We start from the raw sequence: 17,458 nt of genomic DNA on the forward strand, positions 1-17,458 counted from the left end.
GGATCTGTTGCAAGTATCACCGGTATCGCAACGAACCAATTCAATTAAAAGGCACCTCTGCAAAGACCACGTCATGGATAGGCACACCGCCGAACCCACGGTCGAGCAGATGCCCGGAGAACGAGCCAAAGCGTGGTCCGAGCACCACCACCAGTTCTCCGCGCCGAGCACGTACGTCTACGACTTCGTCTGGGACATGACCGCGGACGCAGAGGGACCGTTCTGCACCGACGTAGACGGCAACGTCCTGTTGGACTTCACGAGCCACGTCGCGGCCGCGCCGCTGGGGTACAACAACCCCAAGATCATGGACGAAATCCGCGAGTTCGGCGCGCTCGATCCGCTCAAGATCGCGGGACAGGACTTCTACGCCGCCGGCGGCTGGCCGCCCGAGGACCCCGAGTTCCCCGGTCCGACCCAGCTGATGGACCGGCTGACCGACCTGACGAGCCACTACGACATGGACACCGTCTTCCTGTCGAACTCCGGCGCGGAGGCGGTCGAGAACGCGATCAAGATCTGTTACGCGCAGGGGGGCCACCGCGCGTTCAACTTCGACGGCGCGTTCCACGGCCGCACCCTCGGTGCGCTCTCGCTGAACCGGTCCAAGCGCGCCCACCGGAAGGGCTACCCCGAGATCGGCGGCGTCGTCTCGGTACCGTACCCCTCGACCGACGAGGAGTACGAGCGCAAGTGGCTGACCGACGGCCCGGGCGGCAACGTGGTCGCGGACAAACTCGAACCCTCGCAGGGCGTCATCGACCCCGAGGAGGTCGCCTACCTCATCATGGAGCCGGTTCAGGGCGAGGGCGGCTACCGGGTTCCCCACGATGGCTTCGTCGAGGACCTCGCCGAGATCCGGGCGGAGTACGACGTGAACGTCATCGCCGACGAGATTCAGGCGGGGCTCGGACGGACCGGCGAGATGTGGGGGGTCGACCACCTCGACCTCGAACCCGACGTCATCACGTCCGCGAAGGGCTTGCGCGTGGGCGCGACCGTCGCGAACAAGGACATGTTCCCCGAAGAGACGGGTCGGATCTCCTCGACGTGGGGCGCGGGCGACGTGATGAGCGCGCTTCAGGGCGTGCTCACTCTCGACGCCATCGAGGAGTACGACCTGCTCGACAACGTGGTCACTCGGGGCGCGCAGTTCCGGGAACTGCTCGAAGACGCCGACATGCCCAACGTGGTCGACGTGCGCGGCCGCGGGCTGATGCTGGCGGTGGAGTTCGACACCAAGGATCGGCGTGAGGCGGTCGTCGAAGCCGCGCTCAAGCGCGGTCTGCTCACCCTCGGCTGTGGCTACAAGACGCTGCGACTGCTTCCGCCGCTCGACGTGACCGAGCGCGAGATCGAACTCGGCTTCGATCTGTTCGAGTCGGCGGTCCACGACGCCGCGTAGTCGCTGAAACTCGGCCCGTAGTCCGCACCGTTCGCCCGCGGACTGTGGTCCGTGCCGTTCGTTCGCGGACTGTGGTCCACACCGTTCGCTCGCGGACTGTAGTCCGCGCCCTCCGTCGCGGTTGAGATAGGGTCTATCGGCAGTTAACGGACCGCCTCGTCGCTCGTTGGTATAGCGGCCGCATATCTCGAAAGTGGTAGAAATATTGATACGGCCCGGAATTGTCACTCGTTCGCATGCCGGGAAGAGAAATAAACGAGAATCGACGCGATTTCCTGACGAAAGCCGGCGCCGCGACCGGGATCGTGGGACTGACCTCGTTCGCGACTTCGGGCGGGGCGGGGGCACAGGAGACGACGACTCAGGACGGCGACGCCGAGACGACACAGGCGGCCGAACCGGGCGAGCCGCTCCCGACGTACACGTATCTGAACAACGCACAGAGCTACAATCCGCCACGACACGACGCGATCAACCTCACCGCCAACCAGCTCAACGAGCTCGGACTCGACGTCGAGGTCGAGGTGCTCGAATGGGGGACGCTGTTCAACAGGGTCGACCAGGAGTACGACTACAGCCTCTCGACGTGGCACACGTTCTTCACGGTCGATCCGGTGCTGGAGCTGAGCTCGACCATGGACTCGTCGAACACCGACCCCGGGGAGGGGAACTTCGCCGGCTACACCAACGAGGAGGTCGACGAGCTGATGGACAGCTACCTCGCCGAGCCCGACCCCGACACCCGGGTCGATCTGGTCCACGACCTCCAACAGATACTGATGGACGAGGTGCCCCAGATGCCGATCACCCAGATGCCGGCGGCGGCCATCTGGAACAACAACCAGGTGGACAACTGGCAGCGCAACCTCTCGCTCGGGTTCAACTCCTACTGGACGATGGTCAACCTCGAGATGAAAAACAGGGCGACCGAGCTCAAGGGGTACTGGCCAGAGACGCTCTCGACGATGAACGTGCTGGGTCACAACGACGAGAACAAGCACGTCTACCAGTTCACGGTGATGTACGACACGTTGTTGCGCCTCGACAACAACGGCGAGCTGAACTCCGACGTGAGCCTCGCGACCGACTGGAACCGGGTCGACGAGACCACCATGGAGTACACCGTCCGGACCGGCCACTCGTGGCACGACGGCGAGGACCTCACCGCCGAGGACATCGCGTTCAGCTACAACTACATCACCGAAAACGAGGTGCCGATCTACTCGGTCCAGTCGAACTACATCGACAACGCCGAGGTCGTCGACGAGGAGACGGTTCGGGTCAACATGAGCCAGCCCCTCGGACCGTTCAACACGCTCGTGGCGACCCAGCTCCCGATCATCCCCGAACACAAGTGGGCCGACCGGGACAACCCGAGCCAGCAGAACATCCAGGAGCCGGTCGGTAGCGGCCCGCTCCAGTTCGATTACTGGGAGCAGGGCAGTGAGTTCGGCATGGCGCGGTTCGACGACCACTTCGCGCCCGTCGACTTCGAGCGGCGGTTCTGGCGGATCATCCCGGAGGCCTCGACCGTCTGGGAGAACCTCATCAACGGCGACCTCAACTACGAGCCGTTCGGCCGGATCGACCGCAGTCTCAACGAGAACCAGGAGAACGAGAACATCAGCACGAAGTTCGAAGTGGCGACCTCGTTCTGGCACTTCACGCCGAACGAGCGCGAGCCCGGGTTCGACGACGTCGCCCTCCGGAAGGCGATGGTGAACACGATTCCGCGAACGCCGATCGTCGACCAGATCCTGTTCGGTTTCCCCGAGCCCGGTTCGAACGTCGTCTCGGGGGCGTTCGGCCCGCTCCACACCGACGACGTGACCTCCTACGAGGAGAGTCGCGAGCGAGCGCGGGCCCGGCTCGAAGAGGCCGGCTACACCTGGAACGACGACGACCGACTCCAGTTCCCCGATGACGGCGGGGACGGGGGCGGCGGAACCACGACCGAGTCGGGCTGATCGAGGACCGCACTGACGGCGCGCGATCTCATTTTTCGGAATCGCGAGGCGGGAGACGCTGTTTTCGGCATCGCGATTCGAGAGACGCTGGATTTGCCCGAGCGGCCGGACGCCAGCCGGCCGGTCCGAAGAAGATTGATAACGCCGAGCGTGTACGGTTCGGGCATGCACCACCGGTCGGACACGTCGCTTCGCGCGAGCGCCTCGGGATGGGCCCGTCTGCTCGGTCTGCTCCGGACCCGGACCGCGGGCGCGCTCGGGATCGTCGTCGTGATCGCGGTCGTCGCGCTCCCGCACCCGCTTCCCGAGTACCCGGCGAGCGCGTACGCGCTCGTCGGGACCGCACAGGGCGTCGGGCTCGCGGTCGCGGCCGAGAACCTGCTCCGGCGACCCGCGCGGGGGTTCGACCGGACGCGGGCGAGCCGGAGGGTCGCGAGCGTGGCCGGCGCGGCCGCGCTGTTCGTCGTCGCCATGGCCGCGCTCGGCGTCGACCTCTCGGCGCGCGACCGCACCCTGCTTGCGGCGTTCTGTCTCTCGGGACCGGCGGCCATCGCGGCCCTCGACTACCTGAAAGCCCGCGTTCGGGCCGATCTGCGCCGGGAGGGCGCGTCGGGGTGACCGGCCCGGGTGGGTCCGCGAGACGCGAGCGCACGCTGACTGTTCCAACAGTGACGTTTTAGTCGCGCCCGCACCTTCGGCCACGGTATGAGCCAACTCGCGGCACGGGAACCGTACACGACGAGCTTCGAGGCGACGGTCGTCGACCGCGACGGCCGGGCGGTCGTCCTCGACGAGACGTACTTCTACGCCGAGAGCGGCGGCCAGCCGGCGGACCGCGGGACGCTCGCCGGCGCGCCGGTCGCGCACGTCCGGACGCGCGAGGACGGCGACATCGTCCACCGATTGGCCGAGGACACCGACCTCGAGGCCGTCCCCGAAGTCGGCCAGCCCGTCCGCGGACAGGTCGACGAGTCGTTTCGCACCTACTGCATGCGAGCCCACACCGCGAGCCACGCCCTCTACGGGGCGGGCCGGGAACTGCTCGCGGACCTCGGCTACGGCGGCTTCGACATCGGCGAGCGCAAGGTCCGGGTCGATTTCACCACCGCGACCGACATCGACGACGAGGTACTGGCGGACCTAGAACGGCTCACCAACCGGGCGGTGTGGGATTCACGACCCGTGACGTGGGCAGAGATTCCCGAGGCGGAGGCCCGGAGTCGCGAGGAGATCGCGTTCAACACCAAGACCGAGGAGGGCGTGATGAGTGAGGCCGACACCGTCCGCGTGGTCGAGATCGAGGGGTTCGACTGGGCGGCCTGCGGCGGGACCCACGTCGAGAACACCCGCGAGATCGGCCCGGTCACCGTGCTCGACCGGTCGAACCCCGGCGAGGGACTCACTCGCGTGGAGTTCGCGGTCGGACCGACCGCCATCCGACGGCGGGCCGAGGACGTGCGGGCGGCGCGGGCGGCCGCCCGCGAACTCGATGCGAGCGTCCCCGATCTGCCGGACGCCGCACGGCAGGCCGGCGAGGAGATCGAGCGACTGACGGCCGAGCTGAACGACGCCAGAGACGAACTGCTGGCGGCGCGGCTCGCGGATCTCGGGGACGAGCCGGTCGAGCGCGACGGCGGCGAGTGGCTGGTCGGCACCGTCTCGGGGTTCGGTCCGAACGAGGTGGCCGACCGCGCGAAGGCGCTGGCGGGCGACGGTGGAGACGCCGGCGGACCCGACGCGTCGGGGGATGCCGAGACGGGCTACGACGCGGTCGTCCTGGCCGGCGAGGACGGCTCGACGTTCGTCGTCGCCGCGACCGCGGGCGATCCCGCGGCCGGCGACGTCGTCGGGGAGGTGACCGACGCCTTCGGCGGCGGCGGGGGCGGACGCCCGACGTTCGCGCAGGGCGGCGGCCTCGACGCGACGCCCGAGGAAGTCGTGGCGTTCCTCCGGGAGTAGCCGGGCGTCCGCGAGCCGGTCGGATCGCGTGATTTCGATGGGCTCACCGCTCGGGCGGTCCGCGAGCGCGCCGGGCTCAGATCCCGAGGTCGGCGATGCGGTCGTCGCGGTGGAGCACCTTCTTGACGATGTCGGGGTCTTCGAGCAGGCGGTGCATCGTGTGGACGCCCCGGCCCCGACCCCGGCCCTTGGTTTCGGAGTCGATCACGTTGAGGAAGTCCTGCTCCTGGAGTATCTCCTGAACCCGGCGCTCCGAGAGGGCGTCGACGTCGAGTTCCGACGCGATCGACTGGTACTGGCGGTAGATCTGCTGGGTCGGGAACTGCTCTTGGTGGCGGTTCTCGGTCAGGACGGTGAGCGCAAGCAGGATGGCCTTCGCCTGCGTGGGCGCGCCGTCGATCAGCTCCGCGAACCGGTCGGCCTCGGTCTTCTCCTTGGCGGCGTAGACGTGGCTCTCTGTGACCTCGGGGTCGTCTTGCTTGGTCGCGATCCGGCCGGCATTCCGGAGGATGTCGATGGCCTTCCGGGCATCGCCATGTTCCTGGGCGGCCAGCGCCGCGGTGAGCGGGATGGCGTCGTCGCTGAGCACGTCGTCCCGGAACGCGTCGGCGCGGTTCTGGAGGATGTCGATGAGCTGGTGGGCGTCGTACGGCGGGAAGACGAGTTCGTCGTGGGCGAAACTCGATTTGACGCGCTCGTTGAGTTCGTCGGGGAAGTCGATCTTGTTCGAGATGCCGATGATACCGACCGTCGAGTCGGTGATCCGACGGTTCTCGCCCGCCCGCGAGAGTTTCCTGAGCACCTCGTCGTCCTCCAGCATGTCGATCTCGTCGAGGATGACCAGCGTCACGTCGCTGACGGTGTCGATGATGCGCCACAGCCGGTCGTAATAGTCGCCGGTGCCGAGCCCGCGCTGTGGGACGGTGATGCCAGTCTCGGCCGGATCGTTGAGTTCGCGCCCGATGGTCTTGATGACCGACGCCTCGGTTGTCTGCTCGCCGCAGTCGATGAACGCGGTCTCGACCCCCACGCTCTCGTTGCTGGCCTCGTTTTCGACGCGCTTGGAGACGCTCCGGGAGATGAGCGACTTTCCCGTCCCTGTCTTCCCGAAGATGAAGAGGTGGGTCGGCTCCTGACCGAAGATAGCGGGATTGAGCGCCTCGGCGACCTTCTGCATGTGCTCGTCGCGGCCCACGATCCGGTTCGGGCCGGGGAGGTGAGAGATTCGAAGCAGGTCCTCGTCGGCGAATATCGGTTCGTCGTAGCGAAAGAGGGGATCGCGTTTGGCCGTCTCGTCGGGAACCATCTGTCGGGGCGTTCCTTCGCACCCCGCGACATAAAGGTGGGGGGTAACGTCGCGGATGTATTTCCGGGAGAGAGCCCGGTCTGTCGCCGTCGCGCCAGATATGCCGGCCGGACGCCGACGGCGACTACCCTCGCGGATGTTCTCGTCGGGTCACATTACGGGGCTGTGTCGGCTCCGGCCCGGAACGAGACCCACAGACTCGGGGTGTCGCGATTCTATTTGTGGGGGTCGACTCTGACTCACGAGGTCGCGATCCCAGTCCGATTCTACGTCCGGTTTCGGAATCGGTGTCGTGGCGGACCGACCGGCCCAGACCGATGGGACGGGTCGGGCGGACACCAGCATCGCGGATGTAAGCCGCGGGGAGCAGGGGACTGAAACCGAGGACGACCACCGAACGGATTCGGCTCGGGGTCCGTCTCGGGCCGAACGGCCGGGGCGACCGGACGCCCACCTCGGTCGCGTTTGTAACCGTCGGACGGTTGGACCGCGAGCCTCTGACGGAAGGTAGCCGGAGACGAAACGTGAGTGTGTCACTCTCTTGCACGTTTTCACACACACCACCATCTCGTTTGTAAGAGGATACGACGAGACTAGAGAGAGAACACACACCAGTGTCGCGGATGTAAATATGGCGTGATAGCAAATTTTAGAGCATCTACTCCGAGTATCCGATTCAGAACGGATTCGTCTCGACTCGCCTACAGTTACATCCGCGAGCGAGGTGTCCCCCGAAAGAGCGACCGCACGCTCGATCGGGCGTCGCTTTCCCGCGTCGGGGGACGACCCCCTCGGGCCGAACCGCTTACAAACGCGACACTGGTGTGTGCGTTCGCCCCGTCGGAAACATTTTGACCGCAGAGACCCAACAGTACCGTCGTGAGTCTCTATCGCTCCGTCCGGGCCATCGCCGAGTCGACCGGCGAGGGACCGATCGACTGGGACGCCGTCGCCGAAGCCGCCAAGGCCTCGACCGATCCCGGTTCCATCGAGCTGACCGCGGACGAGCGCGCCGGCTACGCCGCCGACGTTCGCGACGCCCGCGCCCGCGTCCGAGAGGTATCGACCATGGCGTTCGACGTGCCGGACGTAGTCGAAGTCCAGAACCGCCACCATTGGATCGACGCCAACATCGAGACGTTCCGGCGCGTGATGACGCCGATCGAACAGCACGGCCCCGTGCTGTTCCCCGGCGTCACCCGGACGATCAACACGGGCACGATGTCGGTACTCCTGTCGGTGCTCGCGCGCAACGTGTTGGGGCAGTTCGACCCCCTGTTACTTGCGGAGGGCGACGACCACGCCCTCTACTTCGTCCGGCCGAACATCCGGCAAATCGCCGGCCAACTCGACGTCGAGTACGACCGGTTCCGACGCTGGATCGCGTTTCACGAGGTGACACACGCCGCCGAGTTCGGCGCGGCTCCGTGGCTCTCGGGGCATCTCGAATCTCGGATGGAGTCGGGCATCGAGGCGCTGGCCAGCGGCGACCTCGACCGGGAGGCGTTTCGGGACCTCGACGCCGCCATGACCGCGGTCGAGGGGTACGCCGAACTCCTGATGGACGAGGCGTTCGACGACGAGTACGCCGACCTCCGCGAGAAGATCGAGGCCCGCCGGCGGGGTCGAGATCCCGTCTCGAAACTGCTCCGCCAACTGCTCGGACTCGGGCTCAAGCGCCGCCAGTACGAGCGCGGAAAGCGATTCTTCGAATCGGTCGCGGCCCAGCGCGGCATCGCGGGCGCGAGCGCGGTGTGGGACCGCCCGGAGAACCTGCCGACCGACGCCGAACTCGACGACCCCGCGAGGTGGCTCGCGCGAGTCGACGCCTAAACCGAGATCCGGACCAGATACGCCAACAGCGCCGCCCCGACCGCGAGCCCGCCCGCGATCGCGGTCGCGATCTCGACGATCGAACCGCCCCCGGAGAGCGTGACCAGCCCCGCCGACACGCCAACCAGCAACACGATCCCGGCCTTCAGTTTGGTCCGCCCGGCTCGGTTCGGATCCTCGTTTCGCGATGGTCCGACCATGCTCAGAGGTCGTGGGCCGCGCTTACGTGCATCTGCGCGAACCGCCACTCGTCGGCGCCGCGTTCGAGCACCCCGCTCCACCGCGTGTCGAAAGACAGGCGCTCGCCGTCGGTCGGCGTCCACGACAGTCCCACCTCGTCGGTGAACCACGCCACCGACTCCCGGTCGGTCGTCCGGAGCCGCCGGCTCTCGACGCGCCACTCGCCGGTCGTCCGAGTCTGCTCGCGCAGTCCGGCCGCGATCGACTCGTAGCCCGCCAGCCGCTCCGAGACGCCGAACTTCACGACGTCCTCGCGCTCGGCGAAGTACGGTTCGAGCGGGTCGCCACGCCTGAGCGCCCGGTAGTACGCCCTCACGGTTTCGGTCGGCGTCATGGAAAGTCGGTTACCGCGGATCCGCTTAAGCCTACTCTTCGCCCCCGGCGGCTCGCCCGGCGTGGTCGGCGCGGGCTACTGGAATCCGCGCCCGACCGAATCGTCGTCGATGAGGTCGTCGAGTTCGGCGTTCAACAGCTCTTCGGCCTCCTCGAAGCGCTCGGAGAGCTCCTCGGCCGAGTCCGGTCGACCGTACTGGTCGTACTCCATCGGTCCGAACGCCGGGCTCTCGAGGGCCTCCATCACGTCGTCGAAGAAGTCGTTGGGCGTGGTCGGCGCGTCGGCGTGGGCCTTGACGACCTCTTCGAGGTGGCGGGCCTTCGACTCGGCGTCGTCCTCGTCTTCGGGGGCGCGCTGGACCGCAAAGCGGCCGCCCGACTCGTGTTCGGGGAGGTACGAGCCGATCTCTTCGTCGAGCTTTCGCGCGACCTTCGCGCCCACGCCCTTGACCTCGTAGGGGTTTTTCGCGTAGGTCTTGAGGTGATAGACGCCCGCACGCGGGTGGCCCAGATACAGATCCTCGCCCACGCCCCCGGCTCTGGTGCCGCCGACCGCGCGCCAGTCGTCGGGGTCGGTGTCGTTTTTCACCACGTCCTCGACGATGTCCTGCCACTCGCGTATCCGCATGCTTGGGCGTGACAAGCCACCGAACGGGGATTAACGTATCGGTCCGAACGGCCGGTCTCGGCTCCCGACGCCCGGACGCCGGCTCGGAGTCAGTACGTCGGCGACTCTTCGGGGACGCCCTCGCGCTGATTGACCACGCGCGCGAACACGAACAGCGCGTCCGAGAGCCGATTGAGGAACGTCACCGCGGTGGCGTTGACGTCCTCGGCGCTCTCCAGTGCGACGGCCCGGCGCTCGGCGCGCCGGCAGACGGTCCGGGCGTGGTGGAGGTCGGCGCCCGGCTTGCTTCCGGTCGGGAGGATGAACGATTCGAGGGGTTCGAGCTCCTCGTCGAAAGAATCGATCCACTCCTCGACGGTCGAGACGTGTTCGTCCCGAACCGCCGGATCGCCCTCGTCGGGGTCGGGGTTCGCGAAGTCCGCCTGCACGACGTGGAGGACGTTCTGGACCTCCCGGAGGTACTCGTCGACGTCGCCGTGACCGCACGGTCGGATCCGACCGACGAGGGCGTTGAGCTCGTCGACCGTTCCGTACGCCTCGATCCGGGGGCTGGCCTTCGAGACACGGGACATGTCCCGGAGGTCGGTCTGGCCCTCGTCGCCGCGACCCGTGTAGATCTTCATGAGGGGACCTACCGGCCGGCCGCACTTAATTCCGCCCCCGAACGAGCGGCTCTCCGAGTCACTCCGCGAGCGTCGTCTCGACGTACTCCAGAATGCGGTCGCTCTCGCCCATGGTCACGCCGTGCTCCTCGTCGACGAGCACCGGGACGCTCCGTTGGTTGCTGACGCGCTTTACCTCGTCGCGTTCGGAGTGGAGGCCCTCGACCCACTCGGTCTCGTAGTCGACGCCGTTCTCGTCGAGCGCGTCGTGGACCTTCTCGCAGTACGGACAGCCGTCGAGCGAGTACAGTGTGACGGACATACGCGTCCGTTAGGCCCCCCGAGACAAGTAGCTGGCGTCGGACCGCCGAAGACGACGGCCTGTCGGTCGATTCGACCCCGAACGGCTCCCTTCGCGGAGCCGATCGCCCCCGACGAAATCTATATAGCGATAGTAACTTTATCAGGGGGATCGCCACGTCGAGCGAGCCCGTTCACGTCCCGCCCGACCCTCGACAGCGGAGCCCGAACGGATTCTAACACCACGGCCCCGGAGAGGCGCGGCCTGTCGTCGCTGACGTCGACGGTCCAAACCAGTATCCTCAAATGCCGCGCGGTTCGACGTTGACCCATGAGTCAGGAACTCGAGTACGAGTGCCCCGAGTGCGGGACCGAACGGACGTTCTATCGGACCGCGAGCACCACCCTCCACCTCGGGGAGAAGACCAAGTGGAGCTGTCCGGAGTGTGACTACCGGTTCGTCCGGATCGACGGCGACATCAACTCTGCCGAAGCCTGAATCCGGCGTCCGCCATCACTGGATCCGAACGAACCGTGTCCGCGAGCGGCGAGCACGCCCCGACTCACGTTTCTCCTCCACGACTCTGTCTCCTGTTTTAGCTCGGCCTGCCAGCGCGTCGCGGGACCGTCGACTGCCCATCGAGGGTCCATCGACGACGATCGGGGCCCGGCACACTGGACTGGATGACGAACAAGTCCGGTCGAATCGCCGGTCGTCGAGCCAGCGTTCGGCCCGAACGGCTCCGTTGAAACCTTTCAGATCTGGCTGTGGGTGACGTGCGCACTTCGTGGCGCCAACCAATCACCGCTACGGCTGTTCTGGATTGTCCAAGTGATACAGGAAGTCGTAGTCCCCGACGTTGTCTCCGTTTTCGAGCACGTCCAACATCACCTGTTCGTGTTCTTCGTCGATGGCATGCGAGGATTCCTCGTATGCTTCGTAGACTCGGTCCACGTCCTCTGCTTTCATGTAGTAGATCAGGAAGTCGCCCCCATCCGTGTGTTCGATAAAGGCCGTTTCTTCGTACATTCCCTCGTTTTTCAGCGTTTCAATCGCCTCGGCTTCGCGGTCGCGGACCTCCCGTGCCCACTCCTCGAGCCGTTGGGTCTTGCCCGCCTCTATTTTCTGCTTCGAGAGGACTACATCTACCATACCATCTCTGTAGAATTGACACAAAATAGTTCTTATCAAACCGACACGGACGCGCCCTACATCGCGTATATTCGCCCTATAATATCAGAGGGTCGAGGTTTCACCGAGGCCGTCCGAACGAATGTCCGATCACGACGTCGGGGGTTCGGGACCCGAGACGGCGGGGACGGTGGACCCGACCGACCGCGATTCGATCGCCTGATTACGGAGCCACGGGCTCGGAGCGTGGGACACTCCCAACGAATAAATTATATTTGGATATATAGAATCCGTCGCGTCAAGTTGTTAGACGACATCGGCGTGGCGAGCCCGCGAGCCGACTCGCCTCGGAGACCGCCCCGCGTCGAAAGCTCACGCTTAGAAAGCGTTATCCGTCTGCCCGGACGGAAAAAGAAGTATGAGCGAGATCACTATCTCCCTTCCCGACGGCTCCGAACTGGAGCTTTCGGAGGGGGCGACGGTCGAGGACGCCGCGTACGAGATCGGGCCGGGACTCGGCCGGGACACCGTCGCGGGCGTCGTCGACGGCGACCTCGTGGACAAGGCCAGCGAGCTCCCCGACGGCGCGAACCTCGAAATCGTCACGCCCTCCAGCGACGAGTACGTGGACGTGCTCCGCCACTCGGCGGCCCACGTTTTCGCCCAGGCGCTCGAGCGCCTCTACCCCGACGCCAAGCTGACCATCGGCCCGTGGACCGACGACGGCTTCTACTACGACATCTACGGCGTCGACCTCGACGAGGAGGACCTCGAAGCGATCGAGGCCGAGGCCTACGAGATCATCGAGGAGGACCTCGACATCGAACGCTTCGAGCGCTCGCGCGAGGAGGCCTTCGAGGTCTACGACGACAACCGATTCAAGCGCGAGATCCTGGAGACCGAGGCGGCCGACGAGGAGTCGATCTCGTTCTACGAACAGGGTGAGTTCGAGGACCTCTGCAAGGGGCCCCACGTCGAGTCGACCGGCGAGATCGGCGGATTCGCCCTGCTCTCGATCTCGGGCGCGTACTGGCGCGGCGACGAGGAAAACGAGATGCTGACTCGCGTCTACGGCACCGCCTTCGAGACCGAGGACGAACTGGAGTCGTTCTTGGAGCGCAGACAGGAAGCCGAGGAGCGCGACCACCGCAAGATCGGCCGCGAGATGGACCTGTTTTCGATCCCCGATCACTCGCCGGGTGCGCCCCACTACCACCCCAACGGGATGACCATCCGGCGTGAACTGGAAGACTACATCCGATCCAAGAACGACGAACTGGGCTACGACGAGGTCTGGACGCCCGAACTCAACAAGGCCGAACTCTGGAAGCCGACGGGCCACTACGACACGTTCAAGGAAGCGGGCGAGATGTTCGCGTGGGAGCAAGACGACACCGAGTACGGTCTGAAACCGATGAACTGCGCGAACCACGCCCACATCTACGACGACCAGCAGTACTCGTATCGGGACCTGCCGGTCCGGTTCTCGGAGTTCGGTACCTGCTACCGTAACGAGCAGTCCGGTGAACTCTCCGGACTGCTCCGAGTTCGAGGGTTCACGCAGGACGACGGCCACGCGTTCATCCGGAAAGACCAGATTCGCGGCGAGATCCTTTCGGTCCTCGACGTCATCGACGACATCTACGGTCACTTCGACCTCGACGTCCAGTACAAACTGGAGACGAAAGGCGACGACGCGGTCGGAAGCGACGAAATCTGGGAGCAGGCGACCGACGCGCTCAAAGACGCCCTCTCCTCGGAGGGCCTCGACTACGACGTCGAGTCGGGCGAGGCGGCGTTCTACGGGCCGAAAATCGGCATCAACGCCGTGGACGCGATCGGGCGAGAGTGGACCATCGGCACGGTCCAACTCGACTTCAACATCCCCGAACGTCTCGACCTATCCTACACCGGAAAGGACAACGAGGAACACCGGCCGGTGATGGTCCACCGCGCGCTCCTCGGGACGTTCGAGCGCTTCATGGGGATCATCATCGAACACTTCAAGGGCAACTTCCCGACGTGGCTCGCGCCCGAGCAGGTCCGCATCCTGCCGGTGAGCGACGACAACCTCGGGTACGCCAAACAGCTTCAGAACCGGTATCTCGGCGACTTCCGAGTCGAGATCGAGGACCGGTCGTGGACGGTCGGCAAGAAGATCCAGCAGGCACACGACGACAACGTCCCCTACATGCTGATCGTCGGCGACAACGAGGAGGAAGCCGGGACGATCTCGGTCCGCGACCGACAGGAGCGCGAACGCGACGACGTGGACGTGGAGGCGTTCGGCGACCACCTCGCCGAGGAGATCGACGGAAAGGCGACGGACCCGACCTTCCTCGAGTAGCGCGCCCGAACGGGAAATACTTATATTTCGATAGATGAGCGGTTAGGACGACAGATGGCACCGGATCTACTGATCGTCGACGACAGCGACTTTCAGCGCACGATGGTCCAGAAGGCGCTCGAATCCGACTTCGACGTGGTGGGCGAAGCCGCGAACGGTCGCGAGGCGGTCGAGCAGTACGACCGCCATCGACCCGCGGCGGTCACGATGGACATCATGATGCCCGAGATGGACGGCGTCGCGGCCACCGCCGAGATCAAGTCCCGAGACGATCCGCCCGCGGTCGTGATGGTGACCAGCGTCGATCAGCAGAGCAAGATGAAACAGGCCGTCGAGGCCGGCGCGGACGGCTACGTCACCAAGCCCTTCGAGCCCGAAGACGTCCAGTCGGAGCTGGCGTCGGTCCTCTGAACCAATCGCGACTCACTCCTCGTCGATCGCCTGCCACGACAGCCGGAGGTTCCGGGCCGCGTCGGTCTGGTCGATGCGGCGGGCGGTGGTGCGTTCGGGAGCCGCTTCGAGGGTCTCGTCGTCCTCGCCGGCGACCGCGTCGAAGGCGTCGGCGAGCTGATCGAGCGTCTCTTTACTCTCGATCTCGGTCGGCTCGGTCATCAGCGCCTCCGAGACGATCTCGGGCCACTTCGTGGTCGGCGGGTGGACGCCGTAGTCGAGCATCCGTTTCGCCACGTCGGCGGCGTCCTGATCGCCGGCGCTCGCGACGAACTCGTGGTGGAACGGCTCGAACGGGACGTCGTAGTCGATCTGGGAGGCGAGGTAGTTGGCGTTCAACACCGCCTTCGCGGAGGCGTCGTCGAGGCCCTCGTCGCCGAGCCGGGCGATGTAGGCGTAGGTCTTCACGAGCACGAGCCAGTTGCCCTCGAAGCCGTGGACCTTCCCGATCGTGTGTTCGGGCTCGAACCGCTCGTAACGGGCGTCGTCGCCGCTGGCCTCGCGCTCGCGCACCCGGGGCGCGGGCAGGAATTCGGCGAGCTCGTCGGTCACGCCCACCGGTCCCGCGCCGGGGCCGCCCCCGCCGTGGGGCGTCGCGAACGTCTTGTGGACGTTGTAGTGCATGATGTCGAACCCCATGTCGCCCGGTCGGGCGCGCCCGAGCAACGCGTTGAGGTTCGCGCCGTCGTAGTAGAGCAGTCCGCCCGCGTCGTGGACGATGTCGGCGATCTCCTCGATGTCGCGCTCGAAGAGTCCGAGCGTGTTGGGGTTGGTGAGCATGAACAGCGCGGTCCGGTCGCCGGCGGCGGCTTCGAGCGCCTCTAGGTCGACCCGACCGTCCTCGCCCGACGGGAGTTCGACCACGTCGTAGCCCGCCAGCGCGGCGCTCGCGAAGTTGGTGCCGTGGGCCGAGTCCGGGACGATGATCTCGTCGCGCTGCTCGCCCTCGCCGTTCTGCTCGTGGAACGCCTTCGCGACCAGAATGCCGGTGAACTCACCGGCCGCGCCGGCCGGCGGCTGGAGGCTGACCGCGTCCATCCCGCCGATGCGCGCAAGGTAGTCCTGGAGCCCGGCCATCAGCCCGAGCGTCCCCTGGAGGCTCTCGTCCGAGCGGTCGTGGTGGACCGCGGCGTCGCCCAGCGCCGCCACGTCCTCGGTGAACTTGGGGTTGTACTTCATCGTACAGCTCCCCAGCGGGTACGGCCCGGAGTCGACGCCGTAGTTCATCTGGGAGAGCCGAGTGTAGTGGCGCGCGAGTTGGGGCTCCGAGAGGGCGGGGAGCTCGAGGTCCTCGCGGGTGAGGTCGTCGGGCAGCGGCGAGTCGACCGCGACTTCCTCGGTGTTCTTCTCGGCGAGGAGCGGCTCGTAGCGGTCGTCGTCCGATTCGGCGTCCGCGTCGTGGGTCCAGCGGGCCTGATCGTATCTCATTTGAGACACCTCGTGTCGAAAATGAGGCTCGAAAGGCGAGCGGAGCGAGCCTTTCGGTGGTTCGGCGAGCGGAGCGAGCCGAAGTTCGACGAGCAACGCGAGTCGAACCGCATGTCAGGCGACCTCCTCGAACGCCGCGACCAGTCGGTCGGCGGCGTGCTCGTTCGCGTCGGTGATACACACCTGCACCCGGTGGTCGTCCACCGCGTGGACCCCGAAGCCCTCGGCTTCGAGGTCGTCGGCGACGGCGGCGGCGGGTCGGTCGGTCCGCGCGACGAACTCCCGGAAGTGGTGGCGGTCGTGGACCGGCGCGCGGACGCCCTCGACCTCGTCGAGGCGGCCCGCGAGGTCGGCGGCGAGCCGGACGCAGTCGTTGGCGAGGTCGACCAGCCCGCCGGGACCCAGAGACGCCGCGTGGATCTCGGTCCGGAGCGCGACCCACGCCTGATTGGTGCAGATGTTGCTCGTCGCGCGCTCGCGGCGGATGTGCTGTTCGCGGGTCTGGAGCGTCAGCGTGTAGCTCCGTCGCCCGGACTCGTCTTCGCTCGCGCCGACGAGTCGGCCGGGGACCTGCCGGACGAACTCCTCGCGACAGGCAAAGAGCCCCAGCCCCATCCCGTAGGCGGTCGGGAGCCCGAGCGCGGCGGCGTCGCCGACCACCACGTCGGCGCCGACCGAGGCGGGCTCCTCGAGGACCGACAGCGCCACGGGGTCCGAGCCGAGACAGAACATCGCGTCGTGGTCGGCCGCGAGGTCGCCGACCGCCTCGAGGCGCTCTTCGACGGTGCCCAACGCGGTCGGGTTCTCGGCGTACACCATCACCGCGTCGCTGTCGATCGCATCGGCGAGCGCGTCGACGTCGACGTTGCCGTCGTCGGTGTCGAACGTCTCGACCGAGAGGCCGGCGCCGTCGGTGTAGCTTTCGAGGACGTCGCGGCGCGATTCGAGGAGGTAGTCGGGCACCAGCACCCGGTCGCCGTCGGTCGACCGGACGCGCGCCGCGAGTAGCGCCGCCTCGGCCAGCGCGGTCGCGTGGTCGTACATCGAGGCGTTGACGATTTCGAGCCCGGTGAGTTCGACCAGCATCGACTGGTACTCGAACAGCGCCTGGAGGAACCCCTGCGTGACCTCGGGCTGGTACTGGGTGTAGGAGGTCAGAAACTCCGAGCGCTGGGAGATGTGATCGACCAGCGAGGGCACGTAGTGCTCGTAGTGGCCCCGGCCGAGGAACTCGGTCAGATCGTCGTTGCGCGCGAGCAGTCCCCGAACGTGGCGTTCGGCCTCGCGTTCGCTTCTGGACTCGATACCGAACTCGCCGTCGAACGCGACCGACGCGGGAATGTCGAAGAGGTCGTCGACGCCCTCTACCCCGACCGCCGAGAGCATCGCCTCGGTCTCGGCGTCGGTGTGTGAGGCGTACGGCGTTCCCCTCTCGTTTCGTCCGCTCATGTACTCGGGTGTTAGGAGCGTACCGTTTTAAGAGGGTGGTATTCGGTTACGTTCTCCGGTGTTGGCGCCCCAGCGGGCG

At 66.4% G+C, this 17,458-nt stretch carries 17 protein-coding genes; 8 read left to right on the top strand and 9 right to left on the bottom strand.

The window, feature by feature from the left end:
* The first annotated feature begins 73 nt into the window (after positions 1–73).
* From EPL04_RS04520 to EPL04_RS04535, 4 genes are all read left to right on the top strand, one after another.
* Positions 74–1,405 (top strand): class-III pyridoxal-phosphate-dependent aminotransferase, encoded by a 1,332-nt coding sequence (locus tag EPL04_RS04520; RefSeq protein WP_134669843.1) that lies wholly within the window; start codon positions 74–76, stop codon positions 1,403–1,405.
* Positions 1,406–1,641: 236 nt separating this feature from the next.
* Positions 1,642–3,372, top strand: a complete 1,731-nt coding sequence (locus EPL04_RS04525; protein ID WP_134669845.1) for an ABC transporter substrate-binding protein — start codon at positions 1,642–1,644, stop codon at positions 3,370–3,372.
* Positions 3,373–3,537: 165 nt separating this feature from the next.
* The gene (locus EPL04_RS04530; RefSeq protein WP_134669847.1) at positions 3,538–3,990 is read left to right on the top strand and encodes a hypothetical protein; all 453 of its coding nucleotides are present in this window, start codon (positions 3,538–3,540) and stop codon (positions 3,988–3,990) included.
* Between the two features lie 87 nt (positions 3,991–4,077).
* Complete coding sequence (locus tag EPL04_RS04535) at positions 4,078–5,331, top strand: alanyl-tRNA editing protein (protein WP_134669849.1); 1,254 nt, start codon at positions 4,078–4,080, stop codon at positions 5,329–5,331.
* 76 nt (positions 5,332–5,407) lie between these two features.
* On the opposite strand, the gene EPL04_RS04540 is transcribed toward EPL04_RS04535, so the two are convergent.
* Complete coding sequence (locus EPL04_RS04540; RefSeq protein WP_134669851.1) at positions 5,408–6,637, bottom strand: Cdc6/Cdc18 family protein; 1,230 nt, start codon at positions 6,635–6,637, stop codon at positions 5,408–5,410.
* Between the two features lie 879 nt (positions 6,638–7,516).
* Between EPL04_RS04540 and EPL04_RS04545 the strand changes: the two genes are divergently transcribed.
* Entirely contained in the window at positions 7,517–8,470 is a 954-nt protein-coding gene (locus tag EPL04_RS04545) for a zinc-dependent metalloprotease (RefSeq protein ID WP_134669853.1), read from the top strand.
* On the opposite strand, the gene EPL04_RS04550 is transcribed toward EPL04_RS04545, so the two are convergent.
* The 5 genes from EPL04_RS04550 to EPL04_RS04570 all read right to left on the bottom strand — a co-directional run bounded on the left by EPL04_RS04550 (position 8,467) and on the right by EPL04_RS04570 (position 10,595).
* Positions 8,467–8,670 (bottom strand): hypothetical protein, encoded by a 204-nt coding sequence (locus tag EPL04_RS04550; protein WP_134669855.1) that lies wholly within the window; start codon positions 8,668–8,670, stop codon positions 8,467–8,469. The two genes, EPL04_RS04545 and EPL04_RS04550, sit on opposite strands and share 4 nt — an antisense overlap.
* A 2-nt stretch (positions 8,671–8,672) precedes the next feature.
* On the bottom strand, positions 8,673–9,044 hold the full coding sequence (locus EPL04_RS04555; RefSeq protein ID WP_134669857.1) for a nuclear transport factor 2 family protein: 372 nt from the start codon (positions 9,042–9,044) through the stop codon (positions 8,673–8,675).
* A 75-nt stretch (positions 9,045–9,119) separates the two neighbouring features.
* Positions 9,120–9,671, bottom strand: a complete 552-nt coding sequence (locus EPL04_RS04560) for a hypothetical protein (protein WP_134669859.1) — start codon at positions 9,669–9,671, stop codon at positions 9,120–9,122.
* 89 nt (positions 9,672–9,760) lie between these two features.
* On the bottom strand, positions 9,761–10,294 hold the full coding sequence (locus EPL04_RS04565) for a cob(I)yrinic acid a,c-diamide adenosyltransferase (protein ID WP_134669861.1): 534 nt from the start codon (positions 10,292–10,294) through the stop codon (positions 9,761–9,763).
* Positions 10,295–10,352: 58 nt separating this feature from the next.
* Positions 10,353–10,595 (bottom strand): glutaredoxin family protein, encoded by a 243-nt coding sequence (locus tag EPL04_RS04570; RefSeq protein ID WP_134669863.1) that lies wholly within the window; start codon positions 10,593–10,595, stop codon positions 10,353–10,355.
* Positions 10,596–10,904: 309 nt separating this feature from the next.
* Here EPL04_RS04570 and EPL04_RS18650 point away from each other — a divergent pair, with 309 nt between their 5' ends.
* Positions 10,905–11,072: a DUF7838 family putative zinc beta-ribbon protein gene (locus EPL04_RS18650; RefSeq protein WP_167599416.1), complete on the top strand. Its 168-nt coding sequence runs from the start codon at positions 10,905–10,907 to the stop codon at positions 11,070–11,072.
* A gap of 309 nt (positions 11,073–11,381) precedes the next feature.
* On the opposite strand, the gene EPL04_RS04575 is transcribed toward EPL04_RS18650, so the two are convergent.
* Entirely contained in the window at positions 11,382–11,726 is a 345-nt protein-coding gene (locus EPL04_RS04575) for a DUF6176 family protein (RefSeq protein ID WP_134669865.1), read from the bottom strand.
* A gap of 397 nt (positions 11,727–12,123) precedes the next feature.
* Between EPL04_RS04575 and thrS the strand changes: the two genes are divergently transcribed.
* Both thrS and EPL04_RS04585 read left to right on the top strand, forming a co-directional pair.
* Positions 12,124–14,052, top strand: a complete 1,929-nt coding sequence (gene thrS / locus EPL04_RS04580; RefSeq protein ID WP_134669867.1) for a threonine--tRNA ligase — start codon at positions 12,124–12,126, stop codon at positions 14,050–14,052.
* Between the two features lie 54 nt (positions 14,053–14,106).
* Positions 14,107–14,463 carry a response regulator gene (locus EPL04_RS04585; RefSeq protein ID WP_134669869.1) on the top strand — a complete coding sequence of 119 codons (357 nt, stop codon included), beginning with the start codon at positions 14,107–14,109 and terminating at the stop codon, positions 14,461–14,463.
* A gap of 12 nt (positions 14,464–14,475) precedes the next feature.
* On the opposite strand, the gene gcvPB is transcribed toward EPL04_RS04585, so the two are convergent.
* Both gcvPB and gcvPA read right to left on the bottom strand, forming a co-directional pair.
* A complete protein-coding gene (gene gcvPB / locus EPL04_RS04590; RefSeq protein WP_134669871.1) occupies positions 14,476–15,930 on the bottom strand; it encodes an aminomethyl-transferring glycine dehydrogenase subunit GcvPB in 1,455 nt (484 codons plus the stop codon).
* 114 nt (positions 15,931–16,044) lie between these two features.
* On the bottom strand, positions 16,045–17,379 hold the full coding sequence (gene gcvPA / locus EPL04_RS04595) for an aminomethyl-transferring glycine dehydrogenase subunit GcvPA (protein WP_134669872.1): 1,335 nt from the start codon (positions 17,377–17,379) through the stop codon (positions 16,045–16,047).
* Positions 17,380–17,458: the final 79 nt, after the last annotated feature.

The sequence above is a fragment of the Halorussus marinus genome (assembly GCF_004521895.1).
GTDB classification, from domain to species: domain Archaea; phylum Halobacteriota; class Halobacteria; order Halobacteriales; family Haladaptataceae; genus Halorussus; species Halorussus marinus.